General features: G+C 64.3%; 26 protein-coding genes and 1 tRNA gene. 12 read left to right on the forward strand and 15 right to left on the reverse strand.

What is annotated here, in order from left to right; all coding sequences use genetic code 11:
• Positions 1–8 precede the first annotated feature (8 nt).
• Positions 9–1076, forward strand: a complete 1068-nt coding sequence (locus tag ACFVTG_RS05060) for a UDP-N-acetylmuramate dehydrogenase (protein ID WP_390278647.1) — start codon at positions 9–11, stop codon at positions 1074–1076.
• Positions 1077–1119: 43 nt separating this feature from the next.
• On the opposite strand, the gene ACFVTG_RS05065 is transcribed toward ACFVTG_RS05060, so the two are convergent.
• Positions 1120–1452, reverse strand: a complete 333-nt coding sequence (locus ACFVTG_RS05065) for a hypothetical protein (protein ID WP_390278649.1) — start codon at positions 1450–1452, stop codon at positions 1120–1122.
• A gap of 247 nt (positions 1453–1699) precedes the next feature.
• Here ACFVTG_RS05065 and ACFVTG_RS05070 point away from each other — a divergent pair, with 247 nt between their 5' ends.
• On the forward strand, positions 1700–2818 hold the full coding sequence (locus ACFVTG_RS05070; protein ID WP_390278651.1) for a winged helix DNA-binding domain-containing protein: 1119 nt from the start codon (positions 1700–1702) through the stop codon (positions 2816–2818).
• 84 nt (positions 2819–2902) lie between these two features.
• On the opposite strand, the gene asd is transcribed toward ACFVTG_RS05070, so the two are convergent.
• The 8 genes from asd to ACFVTG_RS05110 all read right to left on the reverse strand — a co-directional run bounded on the left by asd (position 2903) and on the right by ACFVTG_RS05110 (position 11060).
• Complete coding sequence (gene asd, locus ACFVTG_RS05075; protein WP_284755049.1) at positions 2903–4045, reverse strand: aspartate-semialdehyde dehydrogenase; 1143 nt, start codon at positions 4043–4045, stop codon at positions 2903–2905.
• Positions 4046–4199: 154 nt separating this feature from the next.
• The gene (locus ACFVTG_RS05080) at positions 4200–4421 is read right to left on the reverse strand and encodes an NF038396 family protein (RefSeq protein ID WP_284755050.1); all 222 of its coding nucleotides are present in this window, start codon (positions 4419–4421) and stop codon (positions 4200–4202) included.
• Positions 4422–4423: 2 nt separating this feature from the next.
• Complete coding sequence (locus tag ACFVTG_RS05085) at positions 4424–5011, reverse strand: dihydrofolate reductase (RefSeq protein ID WP_390278653.1); 588 nt, start codon at positions 5009–5011, stop codon at positions 4424–4426.
• Entirely contained in the window at positions 5008–5811 is an 804-nt protein-coding gene (locus tag ACFVTG_RS05090) for a thymidylate synthase (RefSeq protein WP_284755052.1), read from the reverse strand. Before ACFVTG_RS05090 ends, ACFVTG_RS05085 begins: the two co-directional genes overlap by 4 nt.
• An 18-nt stretch (positions 5812–5829) precedes the next feature.
• The gene (locus ACFVTG_RS05095) at positions 5830–6798 is read right to left on the reverse strand and encodes an NUDIX hydrolase (RefSeq protein ID WP_284755053.1); all 969 of its coding nucleotides are present in this window, start codon (positions 6796–6798) and stop codon (positions 5830–5832) included.
• A gap of 11 nt (positions 6799–6809) precedes the next feature.
• The gene (locus ACFVTG_RS05100) at positions 6810–9059 is read right to left on the reverse strand and encodes an RNA degradosome polyphosphate kinase (RefSeq protein WP_284755054.1); all 2250 of its coding nucleotides are present in this window, start codon (positions 9057–9059) and stop codon (positions 6810–6812) included.
• 103 nt (positions 9060–9162) lie between these two features.
• Positions 9163–10134 carry a mycothiol synthase gene (mshD, locus tag ACFVTG_RS05105; RefSeq protein WP_390278656.1) on the reverse strand — a complete coding sequence of 324 codons (972 nt, stop codon included), beginning with the start codon at positions 10132–10134 and terminating at the stop codon, positions 9163–9165.
• A 227-nt stretch (positions 10135–10361) separates the two neighbouring features.
• Positions 10362–11060, reverse strand: a complete 699-nt coding sequence (locus tag ACFVTG_RS05110) for a response regulator transcription factor (protein WP_059387339.1) — start codon at positions 11058–11060, stop codon at positions 10362–10364.
• A 312-nt stretch (positions 11061–11372) separates the two neighbouring features.
• Between ACFVTG_RS05110 and ACFVTG_RS05115 the strand changes: the two genes are divergently transcribed.
• The 7 genes from ACFVTG_RS05115 to ACFVTG_RS05145 all read left to right on the forward strand — a co-directional run bounded on the left by ACFVTG_RS05115 (position 11373) and on the right by ACFVTG_RS05145 (position 17479).
• Complete coding sequence (locus ACFVTG_RS05115; RefSeq protein ID WP_284755057.1) at positions 11373–12107, forward strand: permease; 735 nt, start codon at positions 11373–11375, stop codon at positions 12105–12107.
• Positions 12108–12291: 184 nt separating this feature from the next.
• Entirely contained in the window at positions 12292–12891 is a 600-nt protein-coding gene (locus tag ACFVTG_RS05120) for an FABP family protein (RefSeq protein ID WP_390278659.1), read from the forward strand.
• 87 nt (positions 12892–12978) lie between these two features.
• Positions 12979–13701 carry a flavodoxin family protein gene (locus ACFVTG_RS05125; RefSeq protein ID WP_390278661.1) on the forward strand — a complete coding sequence of 241 codons (723 nt, stop codon included), beginning with the start codon at positions 12979–12981 and terminating at the stop codon, positions 13699–13701.
• A gap of 22 nt (positions 13702–13723) precedes the next feature.
• On the forward strand, positions 13724–14809 hold the full coding sequence (locus ACFVTG_RS05130) for a folate-binding protein (RefSeq protein ID WP_284755061.1): 1086 nt from the start codon (positions 13724–13726) through the stop codon (positions 14807–14809).
• Positions 14806–15219, forward strand: coding sequence for an ankyrin repeat domain-containing protein (locus tag ACFVTG_RS05135; protein WP_390278664.1), 414 nt, complete (start codon positions 14806–14808; stop codon positions 15217–15219). The genes ACFVTG_RS05130 and ACFVTG_RS05135 overlap by 4 nt, the downstream gene beginning before the upstream one ends.
• A gap of 121 nt (positions 15220–15340) precedes the next feature.
• Positions 15341–15901 carry a PadR family transcriptional regulator gene (locus ACFVTG_RS05140; protein WP_284755065.1) on the forward strand — a complete coding sequence of 187 codons (561 nt, stop codon included), beginning with the start codon at positions 15341–15343 and terminating at the stop codon, positions 15899–15901.
• A gap of 54 nt (positions 15902–15955) precedes the next feature.
• Positions 15956–17479 carry a DHA2 family efflux MFS transporter permease subunit gene (locus ACFVTG_RS05145; RefSeq protein WP_390278666.1) on the forward strand — a complete coding sequence of 508 codons (1524 nt, stop codon included), beginning with the start codon at positions 15956–15958 and terminating at the stop codon, positions 17477–17479.
• Between the two features lie 66 nt (positions 17480–17545).
• On the opposite strand, the gene ACFVTG_RS05150 is transcribed toward ACFVTG_RS05145, so the two are convergent.
• From ACFVTG_RS05150 to ACFVTG_RS05170, 5 genes are all read right to left on the reverse strand, one after another.
• Positions 17546–18277 carry a GNAT family N-acetyltransferase gene (locus ACFVTG_RS05150; RefSeq protein ID WP_390278668.1) on the reverse strand — a complete coding sequence of 244 codons (732 nt, stop codon included), beginning with the start codon at positions 18275–18277 and terminating at the stop codon, positions 17546–17548.
• 83 nt (positions 18278–18360) lie between these two features.
• On the reverse strand, positions 18361–19386 hold the full coding sequence (locus ACFVTG_RS05155) for an ATP-dependent 6-phosphofructokinase (protein ID WP_234749032.1): 1026 nt from the start codon (positions 19384–19386) through the stop codon (positions 18361–18363).
• 259 nt (positions 19387–19645) lie between these two features.
• Positions 19646–19903 carry a PspC domain-containing protein gene (locus ACFVTG_RS05160; RefSeq protein ID WP_284755070.1) on the reverse strand — a complete coding sequence of 86 codons (258 nt, stop codon included), beginning with the start codon at positions 19901–19903 and terminating at the stop codon, positions 19646–19648.
• 54 nt (positions 19904–19957) lie between these two features.
• Entirely contained in the window at positions 19958–20257 is a 300-nt protein-coding gene (locus ACFVTG_RS05165) for a hypothetical protein (protein ID WP_284755071.1), read from the reverse strand.
• Between the two features lies 1 nt (position 20258).
• The gene (locus tag ACFVTG_RS05170; RefSeq protein ID WP_390278671.1) at positions 20259–21761 is read right to left on the reverse strand and encodes a PspC domain-containing protein; all 1503 of its coding nucleotides are present in this window, start codon (positions 21759–21761) and stop codon (positions 20259–20261) included.
• 124 nt (positions 21762–21885) lie between these two features.
• Here ACFVTG_RS05170 and ACFVTG_RS05175 point away from each other — a divergent pair, with 124 nt between their 5' ends.
• Positions 21886–23244, forward strand: a complete 1359-nt coding sequence (locus tag ACFVTG_RS05175) for an ATP-binding protein (protein ID WP_284755075.1) — start codon at positions 21886–21888, stop codon at positions 23242–23244.
• Entirely contained in the window at positions 23241–23912 is a 672-nt protein-coding gene (locus tag ACFVTG_RS05180; protein WP_284755076.1) for a response regulator transcription factor, read from the forward strand. Before ACFVTG_RS05175 ends, ACFVTG_RS05180 begins: the two co-directional genes overlap by 4 nt.
• Before the next feature lie 115 nt (positions 23913–24027).
• Here ACFVTG_RS05180 and ACFVTG_RS05185 read toward each other — a convergent pair whose 3' ends face one another.
• A complete protein-coding gene (locus ACFVTG_RS05185) occupies positions 24028–25257 on the reverse strand; it encodes a pyridoxal phosphate-dependent aminotransferase (RefSeq protein ID WP_390278673.1) in 1230 nt (409 codons plus the stop codon).
• Positions 25258–25580: 323 nt separating this feature from the next.
• Between ACFVTG_RS05185 and ACFVTG_RS05190 the strand changes: the two genes are divergently transcribed.
• A tRNA-Trp gene (locus ACFVTG_RS05190) sits at positions 25581–25653 on the forward strand.
• The last annotated feature ends 57 nt before the right edge of the window (positions 25654–25710 follow it).

A 25710-nucleotide genomic window follows, 5' to 3' on the forward strand; every position in this document is an offset into this window, starting at 1 on the left:
CTTGTTCGGTGACCCAGACGATGCTTTCCGAACTGACCACGGCCGCCGTTGGCGGCCCTGCCGGCACCTTTGTGGAGGCCCGCACTGAAGGGGAAATCATCGACGCCGTCCGCTCGGCTGACGCCGCGGGCGAGAAACTGCTCATCATCGGCGGGGGATCCAACCTGCTGATCTCCGACGCCGGATACCCGGGCATCGTGCTCAAAATCGCTTCGCAAGGCTTCACCGTCAACTCGGAAGATAGTTGCGGAGGCGTTTCCGTGGTGGTCCAGTCCGGGCACAACTGGGACGCCCTCGTGGAGCACTCCGTGCTGCACGCGTGGTCCGGACTGGAAGCCCTTTCAGGGATCCCCGGAGCCACGGGCGCCACTCCTGTGCAGAATGTGGGCGCCTACGGTGCCGACGTGTCCCAGACCATCGCCGCGGTCCGTACTTGGGACCGGGAACGCAACGCCGTGCAGACCTTCACCAACTCCGAGCTCAAGTTCGGCTACCGGGACTCCCTCCTCAAACAGACCACCACCGAAGGCTCGCCCCGTTACGTGGTGCTGACGGTTGAATTCCAGCTGCCGCTCGGACGCATGAGCGCACCCATCCGGTACGCGGAGCTTGCGCGGTCCCTCGGGGTTGAGGCCGGGAAGCGCGCGTACTCCAACGACGTCCGGCGTGAAGTCCTGCGGCTGCGCGCTTCCAAGGGGATGGTCTTGGATGCTTCGGACAGGGACACGTATTCCACGGGTTCCTTCTTCACCAACCCGATTGTCCCGGCCGCAGCGGCTGCATCGCTGCCCGAGGGAGCGCCGCAGTACCCGGCTGGAAACGATGGCCTCGTCAAGCTGTCGGCCGCCTGGCTGATCGACCAGGCCGGCTTCGGAAAGGGCTTCGGACTCGACCCCTCCAGCGTCTCAGGCGGTCGCGCCTCGCTGTCCACCAAACACACCCTGGCCATCACCAACAGGGGAGGAGCCAGCGCGGAGGACCTGGTGGCGATCGCGCGCGAGGTGCGCCGCGGCGTCGTCGAGCGCTTTGGCATTGAACTGCATCCCGAGCCGCTATTGATCGGGTTGGCCCTGTAGGGGCCCGCGAGGAACCCGCCTAGGAACCCGCGCGGAATGCGCTTCAGCGCTTTCCGGTCGGGAGCACCTTGTTGAGCAAAAGGAACGTTAGCCCGCAGCTGGCGGCCCCCAGAAGGAAGATCTGGCTGAAGGCTATGCTTTGCGGCGACGGACCGCCAGGCGAAATCCAGCCGGCTGCCGCGAAGCCTGCCACGCCAAGTAGCATGACGATGGCGGCGAGCAGGAAGCTGCGGACTTGATCGCTCGCGCTTGTCTGGAACCCGGATTCGGGATCGTCAACGTGCCGATCGGACGGTGGCTGGCTCGCGGCGGCAAGGCCCAGGAGGAGGGCTGCGGCGCCAGTGGCGGCAAGTCCCACCTCTTGGACAGTCTGCATCGACGGGGACAATCGCACCCCCGCACCAACAGCTATTGCCAAACCGCAGACAAGCCCGACGGCGGCGGCGCACCAACCAGCGGCCGCTAACCGCCGGCTGAGCGGCCGCAGCAGCGGACCTAACTCACCGAACAGCATTCCCCTAGCGTAGGAGGGCCCGCTGGAAGGCCCCTGTGAGCGGCATGGGAGTTCCTTCTGGGTGCTAATGAGGACCGAAGCTGTCCGCCGTGCGTCCTATGATGGGGCCATGGCAGCTTCGGCGAAGATCCGCGTCACTCCCAAAGTCATGGGCAGGCTGCGCCTCGCCAGCCAAGGATTGCTCGGGGGATTCAGCAGCCCGGAGGAATGCGTCTCCAGGATGGGCGCGATGCAGGCTCAAGATCTCGCCTCGGCGTTCTGGGCGGTGGGGCAGCGGGTTCCCGGTTCCGGCCTCTCGCAAGTGTTGGAAGCGCTGGAGAACGGCACAGTGGTCCGGTCCTGGCCCATGCGGGGCACGCTCCACCTGGTTCCACCGCAGGACTTGCGCTGGATCCTGGGCATCACCACGGAGCGATCCATGCGTTCGGTTGCAACACGGCACCGGGAGCTCGGCATCGAAGCGGCAGACGTCGCCACGTGCCGGGACCTTGCCCTTGAACGCGTCGCCGGCAGCCCAGGCGCCACACGCGAGGAACTTTTCAAGATCTTCGAATCCGCGGGCCAAGTGACCGCGGCCCAGCGCGGGATCCATTTGCTCTGGATTCTGTGCCAGAACGCTTGGCTGGTCCAAGGACCTCCGGCGGGCACGGCAGGCAAAGCCCTTGGACAGCAACTGTTCGTGGCCTTCGACGAGTGGATTCCGGAATCCAAGGTATTGGGCAGGGAAGAAGGGATTGCCGAATTCCTGCTCAGGTATATGCGCAGCCACGGACCGGCCACGCTCGACGACTTCGCGTGGTGGACCCAGATCCCCAAAGCCGAGGTCCGGGCAGCCCACGAGGCTGTTCGCAGCCAACTCGTTGAGCTCGTCTTCCGGGGAACGTCCTATTGGCTGTCACCCGAGACGGCGGCACTGCTCGACGACGGCGTTCCCGGCTCGCGGACCGTCCTCGCCTTGCCGGGATTCGATGAATTCCTGCTCGGGTATACGGACCGCAACCTTGTCCTGCCACCTGAGCATTTCCAGAAGGTCGTTCCAGGCGGCAACGGCGTCTTCAAGCGGATGATTGTGTCTGGCGGCGAAGTAGTAGGCACCTGGTCCCGCAGCGGCACCGGCCGGACCGCCGTCGTCGTGCCCGAACCGTTCGGCCCGGAAAGCCTGACTCCGGCGGCCAAGCGCTCCTTCGAGCTCCAGGCGGCGAAGTACGTGCGGTTCATGGAGCGCTGAGCGCACCCAACTAGCTCGCAGTTGTTGTCGTTATGAGCGCCCAAAACGACAACAACTGCGAGTCAGTTGATGCCAGCAGGAGTCCTAGAGGGTGCCGGTAGCGATCTTCAGCATGCGGCGCAGCGGCTCGGCTGCGCCCCAGAGGAGCTGGTCGCCCACGGTGAAGGCGCTGATGTACTCAGGGCCCATCTCAAGCTTGCGGATACGGCCCACGGGGATCTCCAAGGTGCCGGAGGCAGCCACCGGGGTGAGATCCGCCATGGACGCTTCCTTGGTGTTGGGCACAACCTTGGCCCACTCGTTGTCAGCGTCCAGGAGCTTCTCGATTTCGGCGACCGACAAGTCCTCACGCAGCTTGAGGGTCAGTGCCTGGGAGTGCGAGCGCATGGCGCCGATACGGACGCAGAGGCCGTCCATGACCACATGGTCCTTGCCCGGCTTCCCGTTGCCCGTGCCGAGGATCTTGTTGGTTTCCACCCCGGCCTTCCATTCTTCCTTGGATTGGCCGTTGCCGAGGTCGGCGTCGATCCACGGGATCAGCGAGCCGGCCAGCGGCACGCCGAACTGGGTGGCGTCGACGCCGGAGCGCTGGGTTGCCAGGACCTTGCGGTCGATTTCCAGGATCGCTGAAGCGGGATCGTCCAGTTCGCTGCTGACTTCGTTGTTGAGGGTGCCGAACTGGTTGAGCAGTTCGCGCATGTGGCGGGCACCGCCACCCGACGCCGCCTGGTAGGTCATGGAGGTACCCCACTCGACCAGGTTGTTCTTGAAGAGGCCGCCGAGTCCCATGAGCATGCAGGAGACGGTGCAGTTGCCGCCGATGTAGTCCTTCACGCCGCCGGACAGGCCTGCGTCGATGACGTCGCGGTTGATGGGGTCCAGCACGATGATGGAGTCGTCGTTCATGCGCAGCGTGGACGCGGCGTCGATCCAGAGCCCGTCCCAGCCACGGCTGCGAAGCTCGCCGTGGACCTGCTTCGTGTAGTCGCCGCCCTGGGCCGTGACAATAATCGGCAGCTTGGCAAGAGTCTCAATATCGAACGCGTTCTCGAGCTTGCCTGCGCCGTCGGCAAATGACGGCGCGGCACCTCCCGCGTTCGAGGTGGAGAAAAATACCGGGTTGATGTTGGCGAAGTCGCCCTCTTCCTGCATGCGCTGCATCAGGACGGAGCCGACCATGCCACGCCAACCGACCAGTCCAACGGACGGATTAGCTGCTGTAGTCATTGAACCAGTCTAGACTTTCGCGGCTCCCGGCCGCTGTCGGTTACGTCACGAGGAAATCCACGACGGCGGTTCCCGGACCCAACTGACTGGCAGTTGTTGTCGTTTTGAGGCTCCAAAACGACAACAACTGCGAGTCAGTCGGGCAAGTTGCCGCTTACTTGCCGGCGTCGGGCTCTTCCAGCAGCGCTGCTTTGCGGGCGCGCAGGGCGTAGAAGGCGCCGAAAGCGAAGACCTGGGTCACCACTACGAGGACGATGATCCCGAGGATCTTGTTGCCGCCCAGGATCATGGTGAGCCCAACGATCGCGGACAGGAGCGCGAAGAGCGGCAACAACATGTAGCCGAGCACGAACAGGGTCTCAGGTTTCTTCAGCATTCTCAGTCTTCCGTCCGGCGCCACGTGGCGATCCGGTAGTTGGTGCCGTTCTTGGAGGTCAGCCAGCCTTCAGCGGGCTTCGTCGCCTCAAGTTTCCAGGCTTCGCCGAACTCCGGCGCGAAAGTGTCGCCGTCGGTGTCGGAATCGATGACCGTGACGACGGCGACATTCGCGATATCGATGGACTGCCGGTAAATTTCGCCCCCGCCAATGATCCAGACGTTCCGGCCGCCCGGTGCGAACTGCGACTCAAGGAGCGCGGCATCAAGCGAGGAGACGACGACGGCGCCACGTGCTTCGGGCGAGTCCGCCCAGCCGTGTTGCCGGGTCACCACGATATTGGTGCGACCGGGAAGGGGGCGGTACTTTGCGGGAAATGACTCCCAGGTTTTCCGGCCCATGATGACCGGATGTCCTGTTGTCAGTTGGCTGAAGTGCTTCAAATCTTCGGGGACGTGCCAGGGCATGGTCCCGCCCTTGCCGATCACTCCGCTGCCGGTCTGTGCCCACACCAAGCCGATTCCGGTGGGCGTTTCCGCGCTCTCCCCGGAGGAAGGCGACTCCGCGGCAGGGGTTTCTTGAGTGCTCATACCGCCACGGGCGCCTTGATCGAGGGGTGGTGGCGGTAGCCGACTACTTCGAAGTCCTCGAAGGTGTAGTCGAAGATCGAGTCCGGCTTGCGGGCGAATCGCAGCTGCGGGTACTCGTAAGGCTCCCGGGAGAGCTGCTCGGTGACCTGCTCCACGTGGTTGTCGTAAACGTGGACGTCCCCGCCGGTCCAGACGAAATCTCCAGGCTCAAGGCCCAGCTGCTGGGCCACCATGCAGGTCAGCAAAGCATAGGAAGCGATGTTGAAAGGAACGCCCAGGAACATGTCGGCCGAACGCTGGTACAACTGGCAGGACAACTTGCCGTCGGCAACGTAGAACTGGAAGAACGCGTGGCACGGCGGCAAAGCCATGTCCTTGATCTCGGACACGTTCCATGCCGAGACGATGTGCCGGCGGGAATCCGGGTTGTCCGCCAAGCCCTTCATGAGCTCGGCGATCTGGTCAATGTGCCCGCCATCGGGGGTCGGCCAGCTGCGCCACTGCACGCCGTAAACCGGGCCGAGTTCGCCGTCGGCGTCTGCCCATTCGTCCCAGATGGTTACACCCTGCTCTTGGAGCCATTTCACGTTCGACTCACCGCGGAGGAACCACAAAAGCTCCAGGGCGAGCGACTTGAAGTGCACCCGCTTGGTGGTGATGAGCGGGAAACCCTGGCTCAGATCGAAGCGCAGCTGGCGGCCGAAAACGCTCCGCGTTCCGGTGCCCGTGCGGTCCGACTTGTGCGTGCCGTTGGCCATGACGTCGCGCAGGAGGTCTTCATATGGGGTTGGGATGCTCACGCACCCAGCTTACTGGAGTCAGTCGTCGAAGGGCTTGATCTGTTCCACGGCCACTACGCGCTGGCCGTTTCCACGGGCTACGTGGCACACGATCATCTCGCCAGGGGCCAGGTACGGATCCTGGGCAGGCAGCATCTCGTGAAGCTCCGGGCCCATACGTTCTCCGAGTTTCTTCAAGATGGTGGGAAGTGCCGGCCTGTGGGTGCACAGCGCGACCGCGCGCTGCTTGTCGAACAAGCCCTCGACGACGGCGGACGTCCGCTTCGGGCTTCGCTGGTGGTTGTGCTCAGTCAGGGCCTCCACGAGTTTCACCTTGGCTCCGGCTGACTTGGCGTAGGGCGCGATGGTGGATACGCACCTTGCCCAGGGACTGCTCACGATCCGGAGGGGCTTCCACACGCCCAGAAGCCGTTCCACGGCCAGCGCCTGCCGCAGGCCCGTCACGGCCAGCGGCCGGCTGCCTTCGGCCTTGGTCCAGGAGGACCGTGGCTTTGCCTTGGCATGGCGCACCAGAATCAGCGGCCACGTCTCCAGTTCACCGTTCAGGTGCGCCTTCGCCAGTGCCTGGAGGGGGCTCACATCCGTGGGGTTGCTCAGGAAACGTGCCGCTTTGTCCGGCGCGGCCCACATGTAGGCGTCCACTTCCTTGCCGTCCGGCTTGATGATGGAGCCGTTGACCTGCGCAGCCCAGTAGTGCACCACCTTGAGTCCCGCGGCCACATGGTAGTGCGTCGGAGGAAGGGGGATCCCGAGGGCGGCCGTGAGGCCGATTTCTTCGCTGATCTCGCGGACGGCGCATTCCGGGATGGTTTCCCCGGCGTCGAGCTTGCCCTTGGGCCAGGACCAATCGTCATACTTGGGCCGATGGATCAGCAGGACCTCAAGGGCGCCCTTGGTGACGCGCCAAGGAATAGCGCCGGCCGCCGTGACGGCGATCGGCTCTCCGGGATGGTCCGTCTGGTCTGCAACAGGTGTATCGCTCTTCAACTTTTTGCTGCCTACCGCCGGGCAACTGCACGTTGGCGGGACCGGGAGGCGAGCAGCCAGGACTGGATGTCCAGAAGCGGCGAGCCGTCCTCGGCCTGGTGGAACCTGGTCCAGTGGCCTTCGTTGTCGAGGTGCCAGCTGGCAGTGCCGGGGTCCATGTAACGCCTCAGCAGGTCCATGACCTCGGCGGTGTCTTCGCGGCTGGAGAGCTGCACCAAGGCCTCGACCCGGCGGTCGAGGTTGCGATGCATCATGTCCGCGGAGCCGATGTAGACCACGGGATCGTTGGCATTGGCGAAGGCAAACACACGCGAGTGCTCCAGGAAGCGGCCGAGGACGGAGCGGACCGTGATGTTCTCGCTCAGTCCAGGAACTCCCGGACGCAGCGAGCAGATGCCACGGACGATGACGTCAACCTTTACCCCGGCCTGCGACGCCCGGTAGAGGGCGTCGATGGTGGCCTCGTCAACCATGGAGTTGACCTTGATCTGGACCTTGGCGGCGATTCCCGCGCGGGCGTTGCGGATCTCGGTCTCGATCCTGTCGATCAGGCCGGACCGCACCGAACGCGGCGCCACGAGGAGCCGCTTGAAGGTCGACTTGGGGGCATATCCGGAGAGCTGGTTGAAGAGCTTGGACAGGTCCTCGCCCACCTGCTCATTGGAGGTCAACAGCCCAAGGTCTTCGTAGTAGCGGGCCGTCCGCGGGTGGTAGTTGCCCGTGCCGATATGGCAGTACCTGCGGAGGCCATCCACTTCCTGGCGGACAACCAGGGACAACTTGCAGTGCGTCTTGAGTCCCACGATGCCGTACACGACGTGCACGCCGGCCTGCTCCAGTTTGCGGGCCCACGAGATGTTGGCCTGCTCGTCAAAGCGGGCCTTGATCTCCACGAGGGCCAGGACCTGCTTGCCGGCCTCGGCGGCGTCGATCAGCGCGTCCACGATGGGGGAATCGCCGGAGGTGCGGTACAGGGTCTGCTTGATGGCCTGGACCTTGGGGTCGGCGGCCGCCTGCTCCAGGAAGGCCTGGACCGACGTCGAGAAGGAGTCGTACGGGTGGTGCAGCAGGATGTCGCGGCGGCGCATTGCCGCGAAGACGTTGGCGGCTTTGGACGTCTCGGATTCGTTCAGGTACCGCGAGGTGTGGGGAACGTGCTTCGGGTAATGGAGGTCCGCGCGGTCAATTCCGCCGATGACGGACAAGCCCCGGAGGTCCAGGGGCGCCGGAACGGAGTAGACCTCGGATTCCTCGACGCCGAGTTCCCGCACCAGGAGCGCACGGATGTTCGGGTTGATGTCCGTGGTGACCTCAAGCCGGACGGGCGGGCCGAAGCGGCGGCGCAGCAGTTCTTTTTCAAGCGCCTGCAGGAGGTTCTCGGCGTCGTCCTCTTCGACTTCCACGTCCTCGTTGCGGGTGACGCGGAAGGTGTGGTGCTCCATGACTTCCATACCGGGGAACAGCTTGTCCAGATGCACCGCGATGACCTCTTCGAGCGCGATGAATCGCGCCACGCGGCCCGGGACCGCACCGGCACGCGGGCCGTCGATCGAGACGAGCCGCGGCAGCTGGTCCGGAACCTTGACGCGGGCGAACAGTTCCTTGTCGCTCACGGGGTTGCGGACGATGACGGCCAGGTTGAGGGAAAGCCCGGAGATGTAGGGGAAGGGGTGGGCGGGATCGACGGCGAGGGGAGTGAGGATCGGGAAGACCTTCTCGCCGAACATGATGCTCAAGCGGTGCTGGGCCTCGTCGTCGAGTTCGTCCCAGCGCATGAGGTGGATGTGCTCATAGGCCAGAGCAGGGCGGATCTGCTCGGCGAACACACGCGCGTGGCGTTCCTGCAGCTTGCGGGCGGCATCGCCGATCTGCTCCAGGACTTCGATGGGGCTCAGTCCGGCGGGGGAGGGCACCGCGAGACCGGTGGCGATGCGGCGCTTCAAACCGGCGACCCGCACCATGAAGAATTCATCCAGGTTCGAGGCGAAGATGGAGAGGAAATTGACCCGCTCCAGCAGGAAGAGGTCCGGATCCTCCGCGAGCTCAAGAACGCGGGAGTTGAACGCGAGCCAGCTCAGCTCGCGGTCCAGGAAACGGTCCGGGGTGATGTCCCCTTCCGGCTCAAGGGAGGGCGCAAATTCAGGAATGTCGATGCGGTCCTGTGTTGCCCGCGCAGCCGGGACTTCGGAAGAGCCGAAGCGGGGAGGCAAGGTTGCGCCCTTGACCTCGGTTTTGGTGGTTCCGACCGGGTCCGGGTTCATCGGGCTCTCCTTCGTTCAGCGCGGGGTTTGATTCAACCCTACAAGGATTCCACGTGCCGGAATCCTAGATGTCCTAGCCTTTCAGATGCGCCTTGGTTCCGGGTTACTTCCGGGTTAACGGCGCATACATGACATCGACGTCCCAGCGTACGAAGCCCAGCTTCTGGTAAAGGGCGACGGCCGCGGTGTTGTCGGCGTCCACATACAACATCACGGAGTGCAGCTCGTGGCTCTGGAGATACCTGATTCCGGCGACAGTGAGCGCCTTGCCAAGCCCCAGCCCCTGGGCTGCGGGGGTGACGCCGACGACGTAGACCTCTCCGATGGCCGGATGGGGTCCTTGCCGGGGGTGCACCTTGGTCCAATGGAAACCGAGCAGTTCCCCGGCCGGGTTCACCGCGAGCAGGAAACCTGCGGGATCGAACCAATCCTCTGCCATCCGGGCTTCCAGGTCGGCCCTGGTCAGGGACCCTTGCTCGGGATGATGGGCAAACGCTGCCCTGTTGGCAGCCAGCCAGGCGGACTCATCCTGGCCCGGTACGAAGGCGCGCAGTGAGACTCCCTCCGGCAGGCCGGCGTCGGGCAGTTCCACTGTGGAAGACATCAGCCGCATCTTCCACAGCTCACGCACCGGGCCGTAGCCGTAGCGGGCCGCAAGCTCCGCGGCGGCCTCGTGATTCCCATGGGACCAAGCGTTGAGCCCCTCGAGCCCGCGGCTGTCCCGAAGCGAGTCCAACAGCCTGCCTGCGACTCCCTGGTTTCGGTAGCTGGGGTGCACGGCCATTTCCAGGACCCCGGTTCCGTCGTCCGCTTCAACCACGACGGCGATTCCCGCCAGATCCTGCCCGCTTGCGGGATCGGATTGCTCGTCCGGGGCATACAGGGCCAGTGCGAGCACCGAGTGGTCGCCTGCATCGGCTCCGCGCAGCATGACCAGGGTTTGTTCGGACAGCGGGGGATTGCCATCCGACTCCTCGGCAGCTGCGGCGAGCGTTTTGATGTCTCTCAACAACTCGTTGTCCGAGGCGCCTTTGACGACGAGGACGGGCCAGTTCTCCGGGTGCGCAAGGCTCATGCTGCAAGGCTATACGTCCCGGGCCGGTTTGGCGGGATGGATTTTGCAGGCCCTCCCTTGGCCGTGTATGGTCTATATCTCGTCCGGCTTTGCGAAGCGGGATACGAGGGGGATCCACCAGTGGGGTGGCCTCGATACGTTCGACCCGTATGTCCTCCACTCAAGCAAGGGAAGGCCCGGACTCAGTGAGTCCGGGCCTTCCCTTGTATTCGAAGCGGGTCAGAAGCCTAGGCCTCCGTGAGCTCATCTTCCGGCAAGCGGACCAACGTCAGCCGGTAGCCGACATTGCGGACTGTGCTGATGAGGTTCTCGTGGTCCACGCCCAGCTTGGCACGCAGGCGCCGGACGTGGACGTCCACGGTGCGGGTGCCGCCGTAGTAGTCGTAGCCCCATACTTCGGTGAGAAGCTGTTGACGCGTGAACACCCTGCCCGGGTGCTGGGCCAGGTACTTCAGGAGTTCGAACTCTTTGAAGGTCAGGTTGAGCGGCTGCCCGTTCACGCGGGCCGTATAGCTTGCTTCGTCGATCACGACGCCGGCCGCCCGGATTTCGGTGTTGGTTTCCTCTTCGCCGGGAATCGCGCGGGCCACGGCCAGGCGGATCCGGGCTTCGACTTCGGCCGGTCCCGCCGAGTCGAGGACGATGTCATCCACGGACCACGCGGAAGACACGGCAGCCATGCCGCCTTCCGTGAGGATCAGGATGAGGGGGGCGCTCAAGCCCGTGGCTTTGAGCAGTTGGGTCAGGGAGCGGGCTCCCACCAGGTCCTTGCGGGCATCAAGGAAGACGACGTCGGTGGGGTCGGTCTCGAGCAAGGCCGTTGGCTCTGCCGGAAGGATGTGGACCCGGTGGTTCAATAGCTCCAAGGCGGGCAGGATGTCTACCGACGAGCCGGTGCTGTTCGTCAGGAGCAGGATGTGCGACATAGTTCCTCCAATGGGCGGTCCGCGCATCATCGGGCGTCTGAACCGGGTTTCCACCGGCCGGTAGCTGCTTATGGGGCGTGGTTCCGTTGTAACGGAAGCGTTGCAACAAGAAGCGCTGTTGACAACCGAGTATACCCAAAGGCCCCTGCAACGTCAGGGATTCGTGTCACCTTCAACCCCTGTTTGCGACATATTTGTGCCGAATAAGGCAGGATTGGCAGGAGGTTAGCCGCAACTTGGAACGAAACGGGGCCCCGCTGGAACGCCGTGGGGTCGAGGGCGGGTTAGGGACACAGTGAGGTCAGGGGCGCAGTGAAGTCTTGGAGCATCGGGGTGGTCGGCCTCGTGGCGCTCGCGGTTTTCGTCGCCAGCTCTTACGGCCCCACGGAAGGGTCGGTCGCCGTCGGAATTCTGGCGTCGGCCGCTGTTGGCGTCGGCTGGCCCCATTTTCTGGCGGTCCCCGCGAAGAAGACCCTCGCCACGGTGATCGGGCTGAGCGGTGCGGGTTCGGCCTTCGCCGCCGGATTCGTCCCCGCTCCCGGATTTCTCGACGCAACTCCCGCCTTCATCGCCGCCGGTGTGATTGCCGTGTTCGTCGTGCAGTTGATCCGCGGAACCGGTCAGGCCCAACGGCTCGAATCCACCCTAGGCAGCTGCGCCGGCGTCTTGCTGAGTTGCCTTGGCGCGGGCTGGATTGCAGGCGCGAGGTTCAACGGCATCAAGGAAATGGTGTTGGTTGCAGCCCTCAGCGCCGCAGTCGCCCTCCTCGCCGGCCTGTTGCGCTGGCCGGACCGGGTCGTGGCGCCTTTGGGCATCGTGGCTGCGGGTTTGGTGGCTCCTCTGGCAGGCCTCGTGTTTTCCGATATCGCGATCGTGCCCGCCATCGTGGTGGGAGTTGTCATTGGTTCGGTCCTGGTCAGTTTCCGTCGGATGGTGACGCTTCGGCTCGGCCGCTTGAATTTCCCGGCTGTCCTTGGGATGGGCGTCGCGCCCGTCTGGGCGGTTGGGGCCTTGTGCTACTTCATCGACAAACTACTCATCTACTAACAGTTAGGATGGCATCATGTCCGTACTTGCATTTGAAATCTTCTTCCTTGTCCTCCTCGGCTTGGCCAGCCTCTCGATGGCGTGGTTCGCTGGTTTTGTCGTTTACCGTCTCTTCAAGGGCCAGAAGTAGAGCTCCCATCGCTTTTGATCAACCTGTACCTTCCGGTCCACTGAGGTAATTGCTGTGCCCATCGAAATCCCTTCCGACCTGACACCCGAATTGGTACCCCTTTCCTGGCTCATTGGTGAGTGGGAAGGCCGGGGACGGCTTGGCAGCGGTGAAGAAGACTCGGATCACTTCATCCAGCATGTCTCCTTTACGCACCATGGCCTGCCCTACCTGGAGTACCGGGCGGAAAGCTGGCTCAGCGACGAGGACGGCACCAAATTGCGGCCCCTCACCGTGGAAACAGGTTTCTGGGCGCTGGAGCGGAAAATGCTCGACGCCGACGGCGGCCCCGGCTTGATTCCCGCGGAGATTGTCCCGGTACTGAAGACGGCCGACGACGTCGAGGCCCACCGCAACGCGGACGGCGGGTTCGACATCGCCGTGACGATCGCCCATCCCGGTGGCATCAGCGAGCTGTACTACGGCCAAATCAAGGGCCCGCAGATCCAGATGAGCACCGATATGGTGATGCGCGGCGGTCACTCCAAGGAATACACTGCGGCCACACGCATCTTCGGCCTCGTGGATGGCAATCTGTTGTGGCGCTGGGATGTGTCCACTCCGGGAAAGTCGCTTGAGGCCCACGCTTCGGCTTTCCTGAACAAACTCTCCTAGGAGGGCTTGTTCCGTAGCTTCAAGGTCTCACCGAAGAGGTCTCACTGAACGTCCCGTTTCGCAGTTAGAACCAAAGGGGAGCAGCAAGTGAACGAAGCAGCAAAACCTGCCAGCTATGACGATCTCACGGCCGTCTTTTTCAACGGGACGCTCAAGCCATCGCCGCAAGTGAGCAATACCGACGGACTGATTTCCATCAGCCGGCGCATCATGGAAAAGCAGGGCGTCAGCACCCGTGTGATCCGCACTGTGGACCACGACATTGCCGCCGGAGTGTATCCGGACATGCGCGAACACGGCTGGGCCACGGATGAATGGCCGGAGTTGTATCCGGCTGTCCTGGAGGCCGACATCGTGGTGGTGGCCGGTCCTATCTGGCTTGGCGATAATTCCTCCCAGACCAAGAAGCTCATCGAGCGCCTCTACGCCCATTCGGGCCAGCTCAACAGCAAAGGCCAGTGGGCCTACTATCCAAAAGTCGGCGGCTGCCTGATCACCGGCAACGAGGACGGCATCAAGCACTGCGCCATGAACGTGCTTTACAGCCTCCAACACGTCGGCTTCACCATTCCGCCCCAGGCCGATGCCGGATGGATCGGTCCTGTCGGCCCCGGACCCAGCTACCTTGACGAAGGATCCGGTGGCCCTGAGAGCGACTTCACCAACCGGAACACCACCTTCATGACCTGGAACCTGCTCCACTACGCCCGGATGCTCAAGGACGTGGGCGGCATTCCTGCTTACGGCAACCTTCCGGATGAATGGAAAGCCGGCACGCGCTTCGATTTTGAAAACCCGGAATACCGCTGAGCCCCAAGGACTTCTACTACATATGACTTACAAGAGCCCCCTATTGTCGCGCCCCGGAGCTGTAGAAGGCGGCGGCGAGGACTCCGGCGTCGCGGCCCACTACGGCGAGCCCCTGCGGGAGCAGCGCGCACTCGCCGCCGGTACCGCCGTCGTCGACCTTTCCTATCGGGGCGTTGTCACGGTTACTGGACCGGACCGCCTCAGCTGGCTCAACACCCTTTCCTCGCAGCAACTGACCAACCTGCAGCCGCGCGTCTCAAGCGAACTGTTGCTCCTCACCATCCAAGGCCGCATCGAGTTCGACGCCCGCGTAGTGGACGACGGCGAGACCACCTGGCTGTTGGTCGAAGCCGCCGAGGCTGCCCCGCTGGCCGAGTGGCTCAACAAAATGCGGTTCATGCTGCGCGTCGAGGTGGCCGATGTGTCGGCCGATTGGGCCGTCGTCGGCGCAACCAAGGCCGTTGACGCGTGGTCGGACCGGCTTGTCTGGGAGGACCCGTGGCCGCACATCGGCGTCGGTGGCTATTCATACAGCGTGGTGGAGGAAAACTCCCACCCCGGCCTTGAGAGGCCCTGGTTCGAGTACCTCGTTCCGGCAGACGAGCTTGAAGCGGCAGTTGAGGGCATGGCCCTCGCCGGCTCGTTGGCCGCGGAGGCGCTCCGCATTGCTGCTTGGCGTCCCCGGCTCGGCGCGGAGACGGACGAGAAGACCATCCCGCACGAGCTCGATCTCCTGCGGACCTCGGTCCACTTGTCCAAGGGCTGCTACAAGGGCCAGGAGACCATCGCCCGTGTCCACAACCTCGGACACCCGCCCCGGCGTCTCGTTTTCCTGCAATTGGATGGCTCGCAGCACACCCTTCCAGCGCCGGGCAGCGTTGTATTTGCCGGAGAGCGCAAGGTGGGTACGCTGACATCTGTGGCCCAGCACTTCGAAATGGGGGCAGTAGGACTGGCTCTTATCAAGCGGTCTGTGGACCCGCACGAAGTGTTGACCGTGCTGGACGGTGAGGAGCCTTATCCGGCCGCCCAGGAAGTAATCGTTGCGCCCGATGCCGGACAAGTGGTGGGGCGTCAGACCGGATTCCTGAAGGGACCCCATCGATGAGCGAAACGACGGGCGCTGAGGCCCAGGCGACGGGTGCCGATGACGAGGCCATTGCCTTGGCGCACACCTTGTTCGATGCCGCCAGGGAAGGCAACTCGGAGCTCCTGCGGAGCTACCTCAACGCCGGTGCGCCGGCTGGAATGCGCACTGCCGCAGGCGACTCTCTCCTGATGCTGGCCGCTTACCACGGCCACGCGGAAACCGTCCAGCTTCTGCTGTACCACGGTGCCGATGCGAACGGGGCAAACGACCGTGGCCAGACTCCGCTGGCCGGCGCGGTTTTCAAGGGTTACACGGAGGTGGCCCGGGTTCTGATTGACGCCGGCGCCGATCCCGACGCCGGTGCGCCCACAGCGCGCGAGGCCGCCCGGATGTTTGCCCGCACCGAAATTCTCGAACTGCTCGGATAGGCCAAGGCGAGGGCCGTCGGGCTGTGCCCGTGCCTGGCGGCGCGGCCGCGGTGGTTGCCTTGCGGTCAAATATTCCATGTGGAATAGTTGTTGTGGAATAGTTCGCACGGAGGATGGGGAAATGGCACGAGCCGCACTGACTCCACTTGGTGTCGCCGCATTGGCCCTCCTCGTGGAGGCGCCGATGCATCCATACGAGATGTACCAGCTCCTGATGGCCCGTCACGAGGACCGCTTGGTCAAGGTCCGGCCGGGCACGCTCTACCACGCCGTGGGTCGCCTCGAAGAGGCGGGTTTGGTCGAGGCAACAGGGATTGACCGGGCGGGCAACCGGCCCGAGCGCACCACCTATCGAATCACCGGAACCGGCCGCGAGGCACTGACCGAGCGCCTCCAGAACATGCTGGCGGAACCCGTGAACGAATACCCGAGCTTCCCCCATGCGATCGCCGAGGCACACAACCTGCCGTCCGGCGTCGTACTCGAACTCCTGGACCGTCGCGTAGTGAACCTGGAAAACCAGCTCGACTTCCTGGTCCGGGGCGAAGAAGCTGTCGCCGCAAAAGGCGTAGAGCCCAAGTTCTGGATCGACGTCAAGTACCAACAATCCATGCTGCGGACGGAAATCGACTGGATACGCAGCTTCCAAAATGATCTCCGCAGCGGGCAGTTGCCATGGTAGCCGCCCTTCCAACGCACCAATGTGCAAGAAATTCGACACAGTCAAAGGAAACCCATGGAAAACGTAGCTAAACCGTGGCCCGCACTGTGGTCCCTCGTGGTCGGGTTCTTCATGATCCTGATCGACACCACCATTGTTTCCGTGGCGAACCCACGGATCATGGAGGGCCTGCATACCGATATCAACGCCGTCATCTGGGTGACCAGCGCCTACCTCCTCGCCTACGCCGTGCCGTTGCTGATCACCGGAAGGCTCGGCGACCGCTTCGGGCCCAAGAACCTCTACCTGATCGGCCTCGTGGTCTTCACCCTGGCTTCGCTGTGGTGCGGCCTCTCGGGCGACATCGGCATGCTGATCGCGGCCCGGGTGGTCCAGGGCATCGGCGCGGCCATGATGACCCCCCAAACCATGGCCGTCATCACCCGGATCTTCCCGCCGGACCGCCGCGGCGCGGCCATGGGCCTCTGGGGCGCCACGGCCGGCATGGCCATCCTCGTCGGCCCGATCCTCGGCGGCGTGTTGGTTGACGGCCTCGGCTGGCAGTGGATCTTCTTCGTCAACGTTCCCATCGGCGTCGTTGCCTTCGTCCTCGTGACCCGGCTGGTACCGAAGCTGACCACGCACAGCCACAAGTTCGACGTCGTGGGTGTGCTCCTGTCCGCAGCCGGCATGTTCCTGCTGGTGTTCGGCATCCAGGAAGGCCAAAGCTACAAATGGGGCACCGTCACCGGGCCCATTACGGTCTGGGGACTGATCATCACGGGGCTCGCTGTCCTGGCCGCGTTCGTCCTCTGGCAGTGGCTGCTGGAGCGCCGCGGCGGTGAGCCTTTGCTGCCGTTGGGCCTGTTCAAGGACCGCAACTTCTCCTTGGGCAACACCACCATTATGGCGGTGGGCTTCACCATCACTGCCTTCCCGCTGCCCACCATCTTCTACTACCAGGTAGTCCGTGGGCTGACACCAACACAGTCCGCGTTGCTCATGATCCCCATGGCCGTGATCTCCGGCGCGCTGGCACCTTTCGTTGGCAAGCTGATCGACCGCATCAACCCGCGCTGGTTCGCAGCCTTCGGGCTCCTGTGCCTGTCCGGCGCCCTGTTCTGGACCGGGACGCTCCTGAAGCCGGACACTCCCATCTGGATGTTCCTGCTGCCCAGCGCCCTCCAGGGTGTGGCCAACGGCTTCATCTGGGGCCCGGTCTCCAACGCCACTACCCGCAACCTCCCGCCGCGCTCGGCGGGCGCCGGTTCCGGTGTCTTCAACACGACGCGCCAGATCGGTGCCGTGCTGGGATCGGCCGCGATTGCTGCGCTGATCCAGTCCCGGCTCGCGGCGGATCTGCCCGCGGCTCCGCCAGGTGCCGCCCCGGCGGGAGAAGGTGGATTCACCGGAAAGCTGCCGGAATTCCTGCATGACGGCTTCTCGACGGCGATGAGCCAGTCGGTCCTGCTGCCGGCCTTTGCGATTCTGCTGGGCGCAGTAGCAGCGTTGTTGTTTGCCAAGCCCAAGGCCGTCCAAGGCTGGGGTTCCCCGGCTGCCGCCGGGGCTAAGCCTCAAACTGTTTCGCAAGACGGCTAACCCGCGCGAACTGGCAGACGATGCCCTCAAAATGCGGTTTTGGGGGCATCGTCCGCCAACTCGCGGTTAGCGCAGGAGCACGGAAGTCTGGATACCGCCGTCGACGAATCCGAGCCGTCGGGCCAAGGCCAGGGAGCCCCGGTTGTCCAGCGCAGTTCGCCACTGCAGCGTCAGGCCTGAGGCGAGTGCTTCGTGGGCGGCGATCGAGGCAGCCAGGGTTCCGAGCCCTTGCCGGCGCAATTCCGGCGGCACCAGGACGCCCATGTCTGCGAGGATCCCCTGCCACTCCGCATAGGCGCCGCAGGCCACCGGTTTGCGGTCCGGTTCGTTGCCGTCCATCACGGTGAAGTGGTGGTCCATCCTTGAGAGGTGGACTTCATTGACGTCATCCGGCGGGCATCTGCCCTCCAACTCGATCGCTTCCGGATGGCCGTGCGAGACAGTGACTTCGCCGCCCGGCTGGAACAGGGGAAGGTCGTCGGCGAACAGCAGCGCCGACGTCCCGAGTCCATGGCCGCCGTGTTCGCGGCTGATCCGCAACAGTGCGGAATGCTCGCTCAGTTGATCGTCCGAGAGCTCGACGGCGGCAGCCACCGCCCACGCCGGAGCCACCAATGCGGAGCGGCCAAAGAGCCTCACGAAGGTGATGGATTCAGCGTCTTCGTCTTCCCTGACCAAGCGCTCCCCGGTGCGGGCAGCAGGTGAGCCGGAGACGAAACTGAAGGCCTCGTCGTCGAACCCTAAATGCCGGGCCCAGGCCAGCAGCACGATTTCCGCCGATCCCGCATCAAGTTCCATGACATCGAGTCTATGCAGTCCCCGGAAAAGGAAGGAGCAGGCAAGGCACCTTGTGGTACCCGCCTGCTCCTTGAAGATCCGGCTCAGCCGAAGAGGACTGCGGCTTCGTCGTAGCGGTTCTGCGGGACGGTCTTGAGCTTGCCCAGGGCAGCTTCGAAGCCCACGTGCTCGATGTCCGTGCCCTTGAGGGCCACCATGGTTCCCCAGCGGCCTTCCACGACCGAGTCGATGGCTGCCATGCCCAAACGGGTGGCCAGGACGCGGTCGAAAGCGGAGGGGACGCCGCCGCGCTGGATGTGGCCGAGGATCGTGGCGCGGGTCTCGATGCCGGTGCGGGCTTCGATTTCAGGGGCGAGCTGGTCCGCGATACCGCCCAGGCGGGGCCGGCCGAAGGTATCCAGGCCGCGTTCGGAGTGCGGTGCTTCCATGTGGTCGGGAACAAAACCCTCGGCGACGACAATCAGCGGTGCACGGCCACGATCGTGGGCCTCCTGGACCCACTCGGTGATCTGCTCGATGCTGACTTTCTGCTCGGGGATCAGGATGGCGTGCGCGCCGGCAGCCATGCCTGCGTGCAGGGCGATCCAGCCCACGTGGCGGCCCATGACCTCGGCGATCATGCAGCGGTGGTGGGATTCTCCGGTGGTGCGCAGCCGGTCGATGGCCTCGGTGGCGATCTGGACGGCGGTATCGAAGCCGAAGGTGTAGTCGGTGGCGTCGAGGTCGTTGTCCACGGTCTTGGGGACACCGACGATCTTCAAACCGGCGTCGGTGAGGCGCTTCGCGGCGGCCAGTGTGCCTTCGCCGCCGATGGCGATGATGGCGTCGATGCCGAGGCGGTCCATGTGGGCTTTGATGACATCCGGGCCGCCGCCGTTCTCGAACGGGTTCGTGCGGGATGTGCCGAGGATGGTTCCACCCTGCTTGGCGATACCGCGGACCATGGTGCGGGGAATGTCGATGACGTCGCCCTCCACGACGCCTCGCCAACCGTCCCGGAAACCGACGAATTCCTGGCCGTGGATGGCAATTCCCTTGAGGACGGCGCCACGGATGACGGCGTTCAGTCCGGGGCAGTCGCCACCGCTGGTAAGGATTCCAATTTTCATGAGGGGCTCAAATCCTGGCTAGGAGGTATACGTGCAGAGCGCCACGCTGAGCTCACAACGATTGTAGGGGGCAATGTGGGGTGGGACACAAACCATGACCGCCACCGGGGATGAGACTTTTGAAACAACCTGGAAATCGGACGGGCGACCTCGGCTTAAAAGACCGGATTTTAGAAGCCCGGCTTAACAAGCCCAGCGCCCCGCCTCGGTGGCGGAGCGCTAGTGAACTTGCCGGCCCGTAAACCCGGGCCGGGCTGTGCTATTTCTTGCCTTGCGAACGCTGGGTGAGGAAGGATTCCAGCGCAATGGTGCCGCTTTGGTTGGGAAGCAGCAGCCATGCCACCACGTATATCACCACGGCGGGTCCGGGCAGCAGGCAGAAGAGCAGATAGCCGACCCGGACGTAGGCCACGTCGACATTCAGTTTGGCGGCAATGCCACCGCAAACCCCACCGATCCAACGCTGCGGACCGCGCTTCAGGCCGATGCCCCGTACGATGCTGAAGAACTTGTTCATGGCTAGAGCCTTCCCTGTTGTGGCTGCTTTGTCACGTGCTGGCTTCTACCGGTGCTAGGAATCGGCGGCTCCGGACCCGGAGTCCGGGCCGGACCCGTTGGCCTTTCGGGAGCGGGCGGATACCAGGCCTCCGATCACGAGTGCCGCACCGGCCCCGATCATGAGCCCGATCAGCACGTAGTTGCCGTTGAGGGCCACGAGGCCGAGCTTGGAAATGATGATCAAAGCTGCGAGTGCCAAGACAATCAGCCCCCAGACCACCGTGCCCACCCTGGCCCGGGCGGTTTGAGCCGGGGGTTCAGGTGCCGAGACCGGGCCAGTTTCAAATGCCCGCGTGGGTTCGTGCGTGCTCATGTCAGTTTCCTTCCTGGACGGTGACGTTGCTGAAGGTGCCGTTGAGTTTGACGACCAGTTTGGCACCGGGCTTGTCCGTGTTGAAGCTGTCCCGCGTACCACCGTTGCTTTGGGTGACGGCGCTACCGTCCTGCTTGAGGTTCGCGAAGGTCATGTCTGCTTGGACCTCCACCGGCACGGTCGCGGGGATGACGAGTTTGATGTTGCTTGCGGTGACGTCCATCGGAACGACGACGTCGGAGCTCAGCGGTGCGCTCAGGTTCAGCTTGGTCAGGTCAACGGTCCCGTTGGCCCCGGTGATGTCGAAGCCTTTGCGCGCATCGTCGATGCTCACGGGGTTCCATTGGGCATTCTGTAGACGGAAGTGGTCCGCGTTGGGCGCGATATTGAAGATGCCCCCGATCACCAGCGTCGCGACGGCCAGGAAGCCGAGCAGTCCCGACGTGCGGCCGCGAAGCCCTGCAACAAGGATGCCGAGGCCGAGGACTCCGGCGCCCGTGGCCCAGACCACCGCGTTGGCGGCGTCACCCAAGTGGATGACGTTGCCGGCGTCGAGCAGCTTGAGTGTTCCGCCGGCCAGCAGGGCTGCCCCCGCTGAGACCGCTACGATGGCGGCGCCCGGTCCCTGCCGCTTCGGCCGCTCGGGGCGGTTGGGTACGCCAGCCGGTGGGTAGGGCCCTGCGGGATTGACGGGGCCCGAAGGGATCCCGGGCCCGCCGGTTCCGTAAGTCCCGGGCCCGCCGGTTCCGTAATTGCCGGCGCTGTAAGGACCTGAGCCGTAAGTCCCGGCGCTATAAGGACCTGCCCCGTAAGGGCCTGCGCTGTAAGAGCCGGCCGGGTAGCCTGCCGAGGCGTGGGTGTCCGCGCCGCCAGAGGAGCCTGGAGCGGCCGCATAGTTGTGTGTGCCCATTGTCTGCCTTCCGTTGCGGGCTTTGCTGCGCTGGACCAGGAAGTAGACCAGGTAAGTGATGCCGCCTACCCAGAACAGCGTCCACAGGAGTCCAGGAACCCCATTCCAGCCCCATCCCCAGAAACCGCGACCGAGGCTTGGCAATCCGATGATGGTTGTGATGAGGGCTCCGGTCATGCCTGCGGACCAGCGGCCCGCCCCGGCCTCCTGTGCGTGGATGCGGCCATCGGGTTCGGGCAGGAGCGCCCAGGCGATGCCGTAGAGCAGGATGCCGATGCCGGCGAAGAGGGTGAGGATGATGAAGATGCCGCGGACGATCAAGGGATCGATGCCGAAGCGGTGTGCGATGCCGCTGGCCACGCCGCCCATCCACCGGTCCCGGCCACGGCTTATGCCTTGGCTTCGGATCCAGTTGAAGAAGTTCTGCGGGGAAGCGGGCACGGCGTAGTTCGGTGCCGCGCCGCCGGTGTTGCCGGCGTTCGGCTGGGCCGGTTCTTCGGGCACGCCCGTCGCGGCCGCCTGGCTGGATTCTGCAGGTTGTCCGGGCTCCGCAGCTTGTCCGGGGTCCTCTGGATTCATGCTGTTCGCGTTCATACTTCGATCTTGCCGTCCGGCGACGTCTCCCTCTATTGGGGGATACCCTGAACGTTCCCTGAGTGGCCCCCTGAGATGCCCTGCTTCGAGCGCCGAAGACCCTGATACGTGTTTGGATGGATTCATGACAACCGCCATGCAACGCCCGCCGCTGGTCCGGAGCAGCGACCGGATGATTGCCGGCGTGTGCAGCGGCCTCGCGGACCACCTTGGCTGGCCTGTGAAATACATCCGGCTGGGTATGGTCCTTGCCTCGTTCGCCGGCGGAGCGGGGCTGGCCTTCTATGCCTGGCTGTGGGTCATGGTGCCTACCGCCGACGAAAACGCCCGCCGCAATAGCCGCCGGCCGGCGTCGCCCATTGCTCCCGCGGTGAGCATGCCTCCTTCGGTGAGCATGCCTCCCGACACAACAGCGCCCGACGCCGGAGCGCAGCCGCTGCCGCTGTCCACCCCGGCTCCCGTCTTCGCCCCCTGGTTCAGGATGCGACGCATCCAATATGGGAAAGAGATCCTCCTGGGAGCCGGCCTCCTCCTGGTGGCCGCCATCCTCATCGCCCGGCAGTTCGGCGTCGAGGTTCCCCTCGGCACGCTGATCCCGGCGGCGGCCATACTCGGCGGCGCGGCGATCGCGTGGATGCAGCTGGACGAGACGCGCCGCGCCGGGCTGGTGGACAAGACCAAGGCCGACCAGGCCGGCGGCTGGGTTCGCCTCGCTGCAGGCCTGGCCCTCGTGGTTGCCGGGGTGTTGGTCATGGTGTCCGGTTCCGGTTCGTGGGAGCAGACCTGGCTCGCGCTGCTGGCTTCCATCGCAGTGCTGGGCGGCGTCGCCCTCGTGCTGCTGCCGTGGGGCTTGAAGTTCTGGAAGGACCTTGAAACGGAGCGGGCAGCGCGGGTTCGCGAGACAGAACGGGCCGAGATCGCCGCGCACTTGCACGATTCGGTACTGCAGACGCTTGCCTTGATCCAACGCCGGGCCGGTTCCGAGCAGGACGTGGTCCGCCTCGCCCGTGCCCAGGAGCGTGAACTGCGCACGTGGCTGTACCGGGACGCCGCGAAGGACGCAGGACTCCTGGCGGAACGGATTGCCGCCGCCGCAGCCGAAGTGGAGGACGCCCACGGACACGCCGTCGACGTCGTCAGCGTGGGCGACGCCGCCATGACGGACAGGCACGAAGCCCTTGTCTTGGCGGCCCGGGAAGCCATGCACAATGCTGCGCGGCACGGCGGCGGAGCCGTGTCCGTCTATCTCGAGAGCTCGGACACGGGCAGCGAGGTTTTCGTTAGGGACCGCGGACCCGGCTTCGACCCGGATGCCGTCCCGGAAGACCGCCTGGGAGTCAAGGAATCGATCATCGGACGGATGAAACGCCACGGCGGGACGGCGGTCATCAACAGCAGTTCCGGGGGCACGGAAGTCCGCCTGAAACTGCCCGTCGAGAACGCAGACAAAGCAGAAAACCGAAACGGAGATGCCAAAGCATGAGCGCCCTATCAGAGCAAGTAGCGCGAACGGTTCGTGTGGTGATCGTGGACGACCATGCCATTTTCCGGTCCGGGCTGAAGGCCGACCTCGATTCCAGGATCGACGTCGTGGGCGAAGCCGGAACAGTGGAACAAGCCATCGCCGTGATTGCCCAGGTTCAGCCGGAAGTGGTGCTGCTCGACGTGCATTTGCCCGGAGGACTTGGCGGTGGCGGTCGGGAGGTCATCAGCGCGTCCTCCGCGTTGCGCGGGAGCACGAGCTTCCTGGCCTTGAGCGTCTCGGATGCCGCCGAGGACGTCGTGGCCGTCATTCGGGCCGGTGCCCGTGGCTATGTCACCAAGACCATTTCCGGCCCCGAGATCTCCGATGCCGTGATCCGCGTGGCCGACGGTGACGCCGTCTTCTCGCCGAGACTGGCCGGTTTTGTCCTCGACGCGTTTGGAACCTCCCCGGCCGAGATCGCCGACGACGAACTGGACCGGCTTTCCGCGAGGGAACTGGAAGTCATGCGCCTCATCGCCCGCGGCTACAGCTACAAGGAGGTGGCCAAGGAGCTGTTCATTTCCATCAAGACCGTGGAAACCCATGTCTCGGCGGTGCTCCGCAAACTCCAGCTCTCCAGCCGCCACGAACTGACCAAGTGGGCCGCCGAGCGCCGCCTCCTCTGACGCCCGCTCACCTCTGGCGCCTTAAACCCAAACGCTCGCTCACCTCTATCGCCTTAAACCCAAACGCTCGCTCACCTCTATCCCGAGGTGAGCGAGCGTTCGTGCGGGCGAAGGGCTACTTGGCCTGGCCGAGGAATTCCTGGAGGCGTCGAACGCCTTCGGCAAGGTCGTCGTCGCCCAAGGCGTAGGAGAGGCGCACGAAACCGGAGGGGCCGAAGGCCTCGCCCGGAACAATTGCGACCTCAACCTCGTCGAGGATCAGCGAGGCCAGCTCAGCGGACGTTGACGGACGGACAGGACCGTTCGACGTCGGGAATTCCTTGCCCAGCAGACCGCGGACGTCGGCGTACACGTAGAAGGCGCCGGTCGGCGTCGGGCATTCCACACCCTCGATCGCGTTCAGTCCGGCGACAATCGCCTTGCGGCGGCGGTCGAAAGCGACTTTCATTTCGTCGACGGCGGTCAGCGGACCGGACACGGCAGCCAGGGCTGCGATCTGCATGATGTTGGAAACGTTCGACGTCGCGTGCGACTGGAGGTTGGTGGCGGCCTTGATGACGTCAGCCGGGCCGATCATCCATCCAACACGCCATCCGGTCATGGCATAGGTCTTGGCGACACCGTTGAGGATGACCACCTTGTCGCCGAGTTCGGGGGCGGCAGTGGCGATCGAGGTGAAGGGCACGCCGTCGTAGGTCAGGTGCTCATAGATTTCGTCGGTGACAACCCAGAGGCCCTTTGCCGCAGCCCATTTTCCGATCTCAGCCACCTGTTCGGCGCTGTAGACGGCTCCGGTCGGGTTGGACGGCGAAACGAAAAGCAGGATCTTCGTCTTGTCGGTGACCGCGGCTTCGAGCTGCTCCACGGTGACCAGGTAACCCTGCTCGGGGCCGGCGAAGACCTCAACGGGAACGCCTCCGGCCAAGCGGATTGCCTCCGGGTAGGTGGTCCAGAACGGCGTGGGGATGATTACTTCGTCGCCCGGATCAACAAGGGTCGCGAAGGTGTTGTAGACGGCCTGCTTGCCGCCATTGGTAACCATCACCTGGGAAGCGTCTACTTTGTAGCCCGAGTCGCGGAACGTCTTGTCCGCGATGGCCTGCTTCAGCTCCGGCAGGCCGGCGGCAGGGGAGTAGCGGTGGTACTTCGGCTGGGAGGCGGCCTCGACGGCGGCCTTGACGATGTAGTCGGGGGTCGGGAAGTCGGGCTCCCCGGCGCCAAAGCCGATCACGGGGCGACCGGCTGCCTTGAGCGCCTTGGCCTTGGCGTCAACGGCAAGGGTGGCGGATTCGGCGATGGCGGAAATTCGCTGTGAAATGCGGGCGGCAGGTATTCCGGCAGACATTAAAGCACCGTTCTTCGCGGGCAGCTCATGAGCTGGATGGTGGGATTCGACGGAATCTACCTTATGCTGTTCTGCGGAGCTATCGGGCTAACCTCGGGAAAGTGACAGTGCAGGCTGATCAAACGAGCGCTGATCACATGAGCGAGAAGGCCTGAACGCTCCGGAAATGGCCCGGTTCGACTATCGCGACGTTGTTGCGTAGACTGGTTCACCGGTGTTGAAAAACATCACAATGGTTCGCGCCCCAGATTGGCTCGGAATCTCGTGTTCTTCGGGATTTCTTGGCATTGATGGAGTGTGGCTAAAATATGGATTCGTTCCATAGGGTAGTGGCGCAATTGGTAGCGCAGCGGTCTCCAAAACCGCAGGTTGCAGGTTCGAGTCCTGTCTGCCCTGCGCAAGCTGTTCCGGGGTTTCCTCGGAACAAGCGCAGCAACCATGGCTCTGATCAGA

The sequence above is a fragment of the Arthrobacter sp. NPDC058127 genome (assembly GCF_042884555.1).
In the GTDB taxonomy this organism is placed as follows: domain Bacteria; phylum Actinomycetota; class Actinomycetes; order Actinomycetales; family Micrococcaceae; genus Arthrobacter.

Excerpts from the sequence above, each read along its gene's own strand:
- ACFVTG_RS05150 (WP_390278668.1), bottom strand. The coding sequence starts at position 18,277 with ATGGAACTTGATGCGGGATCGGCGGAAATCGTGCTGCTGGCCTGGGCC.
- ACFVTG_RS05100 (WP_284755054.1), bottom strand. The coding sequence starts at position 9,059 with ATGAACCCGGACCCGGTCGGAACCACCAAAACCGAGGTCAAGGGCGCA.
- ACFVTG_RS05175 (WP_284755075.1), top strand. The coding sequence starts at position 21,886 with ATGACAACCGCCATGCAACGCCCGCCGCTGGTCCGGAGCAGCGACCGG.
- ACFVTG_RS05135 (WP_390278664.1), top strand. The coding sequence starts at position 14,806 with ATGAGCGAAACGACGGGCGCTGAGGCCCAGGCGACGGGTGCCGATGAC.
- ACFVTG_RS05155 (WP_234749032.1), bottom strand. The coding sequence starts at position 19,386 with ATGAAAATTGGAATCCTTACCAGCGGTGGCGACTGCCCCGGACTGAAC.
- ACFVTG_RS05110 (WP_059387339.1), bottom strand. The coding sequence starts at position 11,060 with ATGTCGCACATCCTGCTCCTGACGAACAGCACCGGCTCGTCGGTAGAC.
- ACFVTG_RS05165 (WP_284755071.1), bottom strand. The coding sequence starts at position 20,257 with ATGAGCACGCACGAACCCACGCGGGCATTTGAAACTGGCCCGGTCTCG.
- ACFVTG_RS05130 (WP_284755061.1), top strand. The coding sequence starts at position 13,724 with ATGACTTACAAGAGCCCCCTATTGTCGCGCCCCGGAGCTGTAGAAGGC.
- ACFVTG_RS05140 (WP_284755065.1), top strand. The coding sequence starts at position 15,341 with ATGGCACGAGCCGCACTGACTCCACTTGGTGTCGCCGCATTGGCCCTC.
- mshD (WP_390278656.1), bottom strand. The coding sequence starts at position 10,134 with ATGAGCCTTGCGCACCCGGAGAACTGGCCCGTCCTCGTCGTCAAAGGC.
- ACFVTG_RS05145 (WP_390278666.1), top strand. The coding sequence starts at position 15,956 with ATGGAAAACGTAGCTAAACCGTGGCCCGCACTGTGGTCCCTCGTGGTC.
- ACFVTG_RS05170 (WP_390278671.1), bottom strand. The coding sequence starts at position 21,761 with ATGAACGCGAACAGCATGAATCCAGAGGACCCCGGACAAGCTGCGGAG.
- ACFVTG_RS05180 (WP_284755076.1), top strand. The coding sequence starts at position 23,241 with ATGAGCGCCCTATCAGAGCAAGTAGCGCGAACGGTTCGTGTGGTGATC.
- ACFVTG_RS05085 (WP_390278653.1), bottom strand. The coding sequence starts at position 5,011 with ATGAGCACTCAAGAAACCCCTGCCGCGGAGTCGCCTTCCTCCGGGGAG.
- ACFVTG_RS05185 (WP_390278673.1), bottom strand. The coding sequence starts at position 25,257 with ATGTCTGCCGGAATACCTGCCGCCCGCATTTCACAGCGAATTTCCGCC.
- ACFVTG_RS05070 (WP_390278651.1), top strand. The coding sequence starts at position 1,700 with ATGGCAGCTTCGGCGAAGATCCGCGTCACTCCCAAAGTCATGGGCAGG.
- ACFVTG_RS05065 (WP_390278649.1), bottom strand. The coding sequence starts at position 1,452 with ATGCAGACTGTCCAAGAGGTGGGACTTGCCGCCACTGGCGCCGCAGCC.
- ACFVTG_RS05160 (WP_284755070.1), bottom strand. The coding sequence starts at position 19,903 with ATGAACAAGTTCTTCAGCATCGTACGGGGCATCGGCCTGAAGCGCGGT.
- asd (WP_284755049.1), bottom strand. The coding sequence starts at position 4,045 with ATGACTACAGCAGCTAATCCGTCCGTTGGACTGGTCGGTTGGCGTGGC.
- ACFVTG_RS05080 (WP_284755050.1), bottom strand. The coding sequence starts at position 4,421 with ATGCTGAAGAAACCTGAGACCCTGTTCGTGCTCGGCTACATGTTGTTG.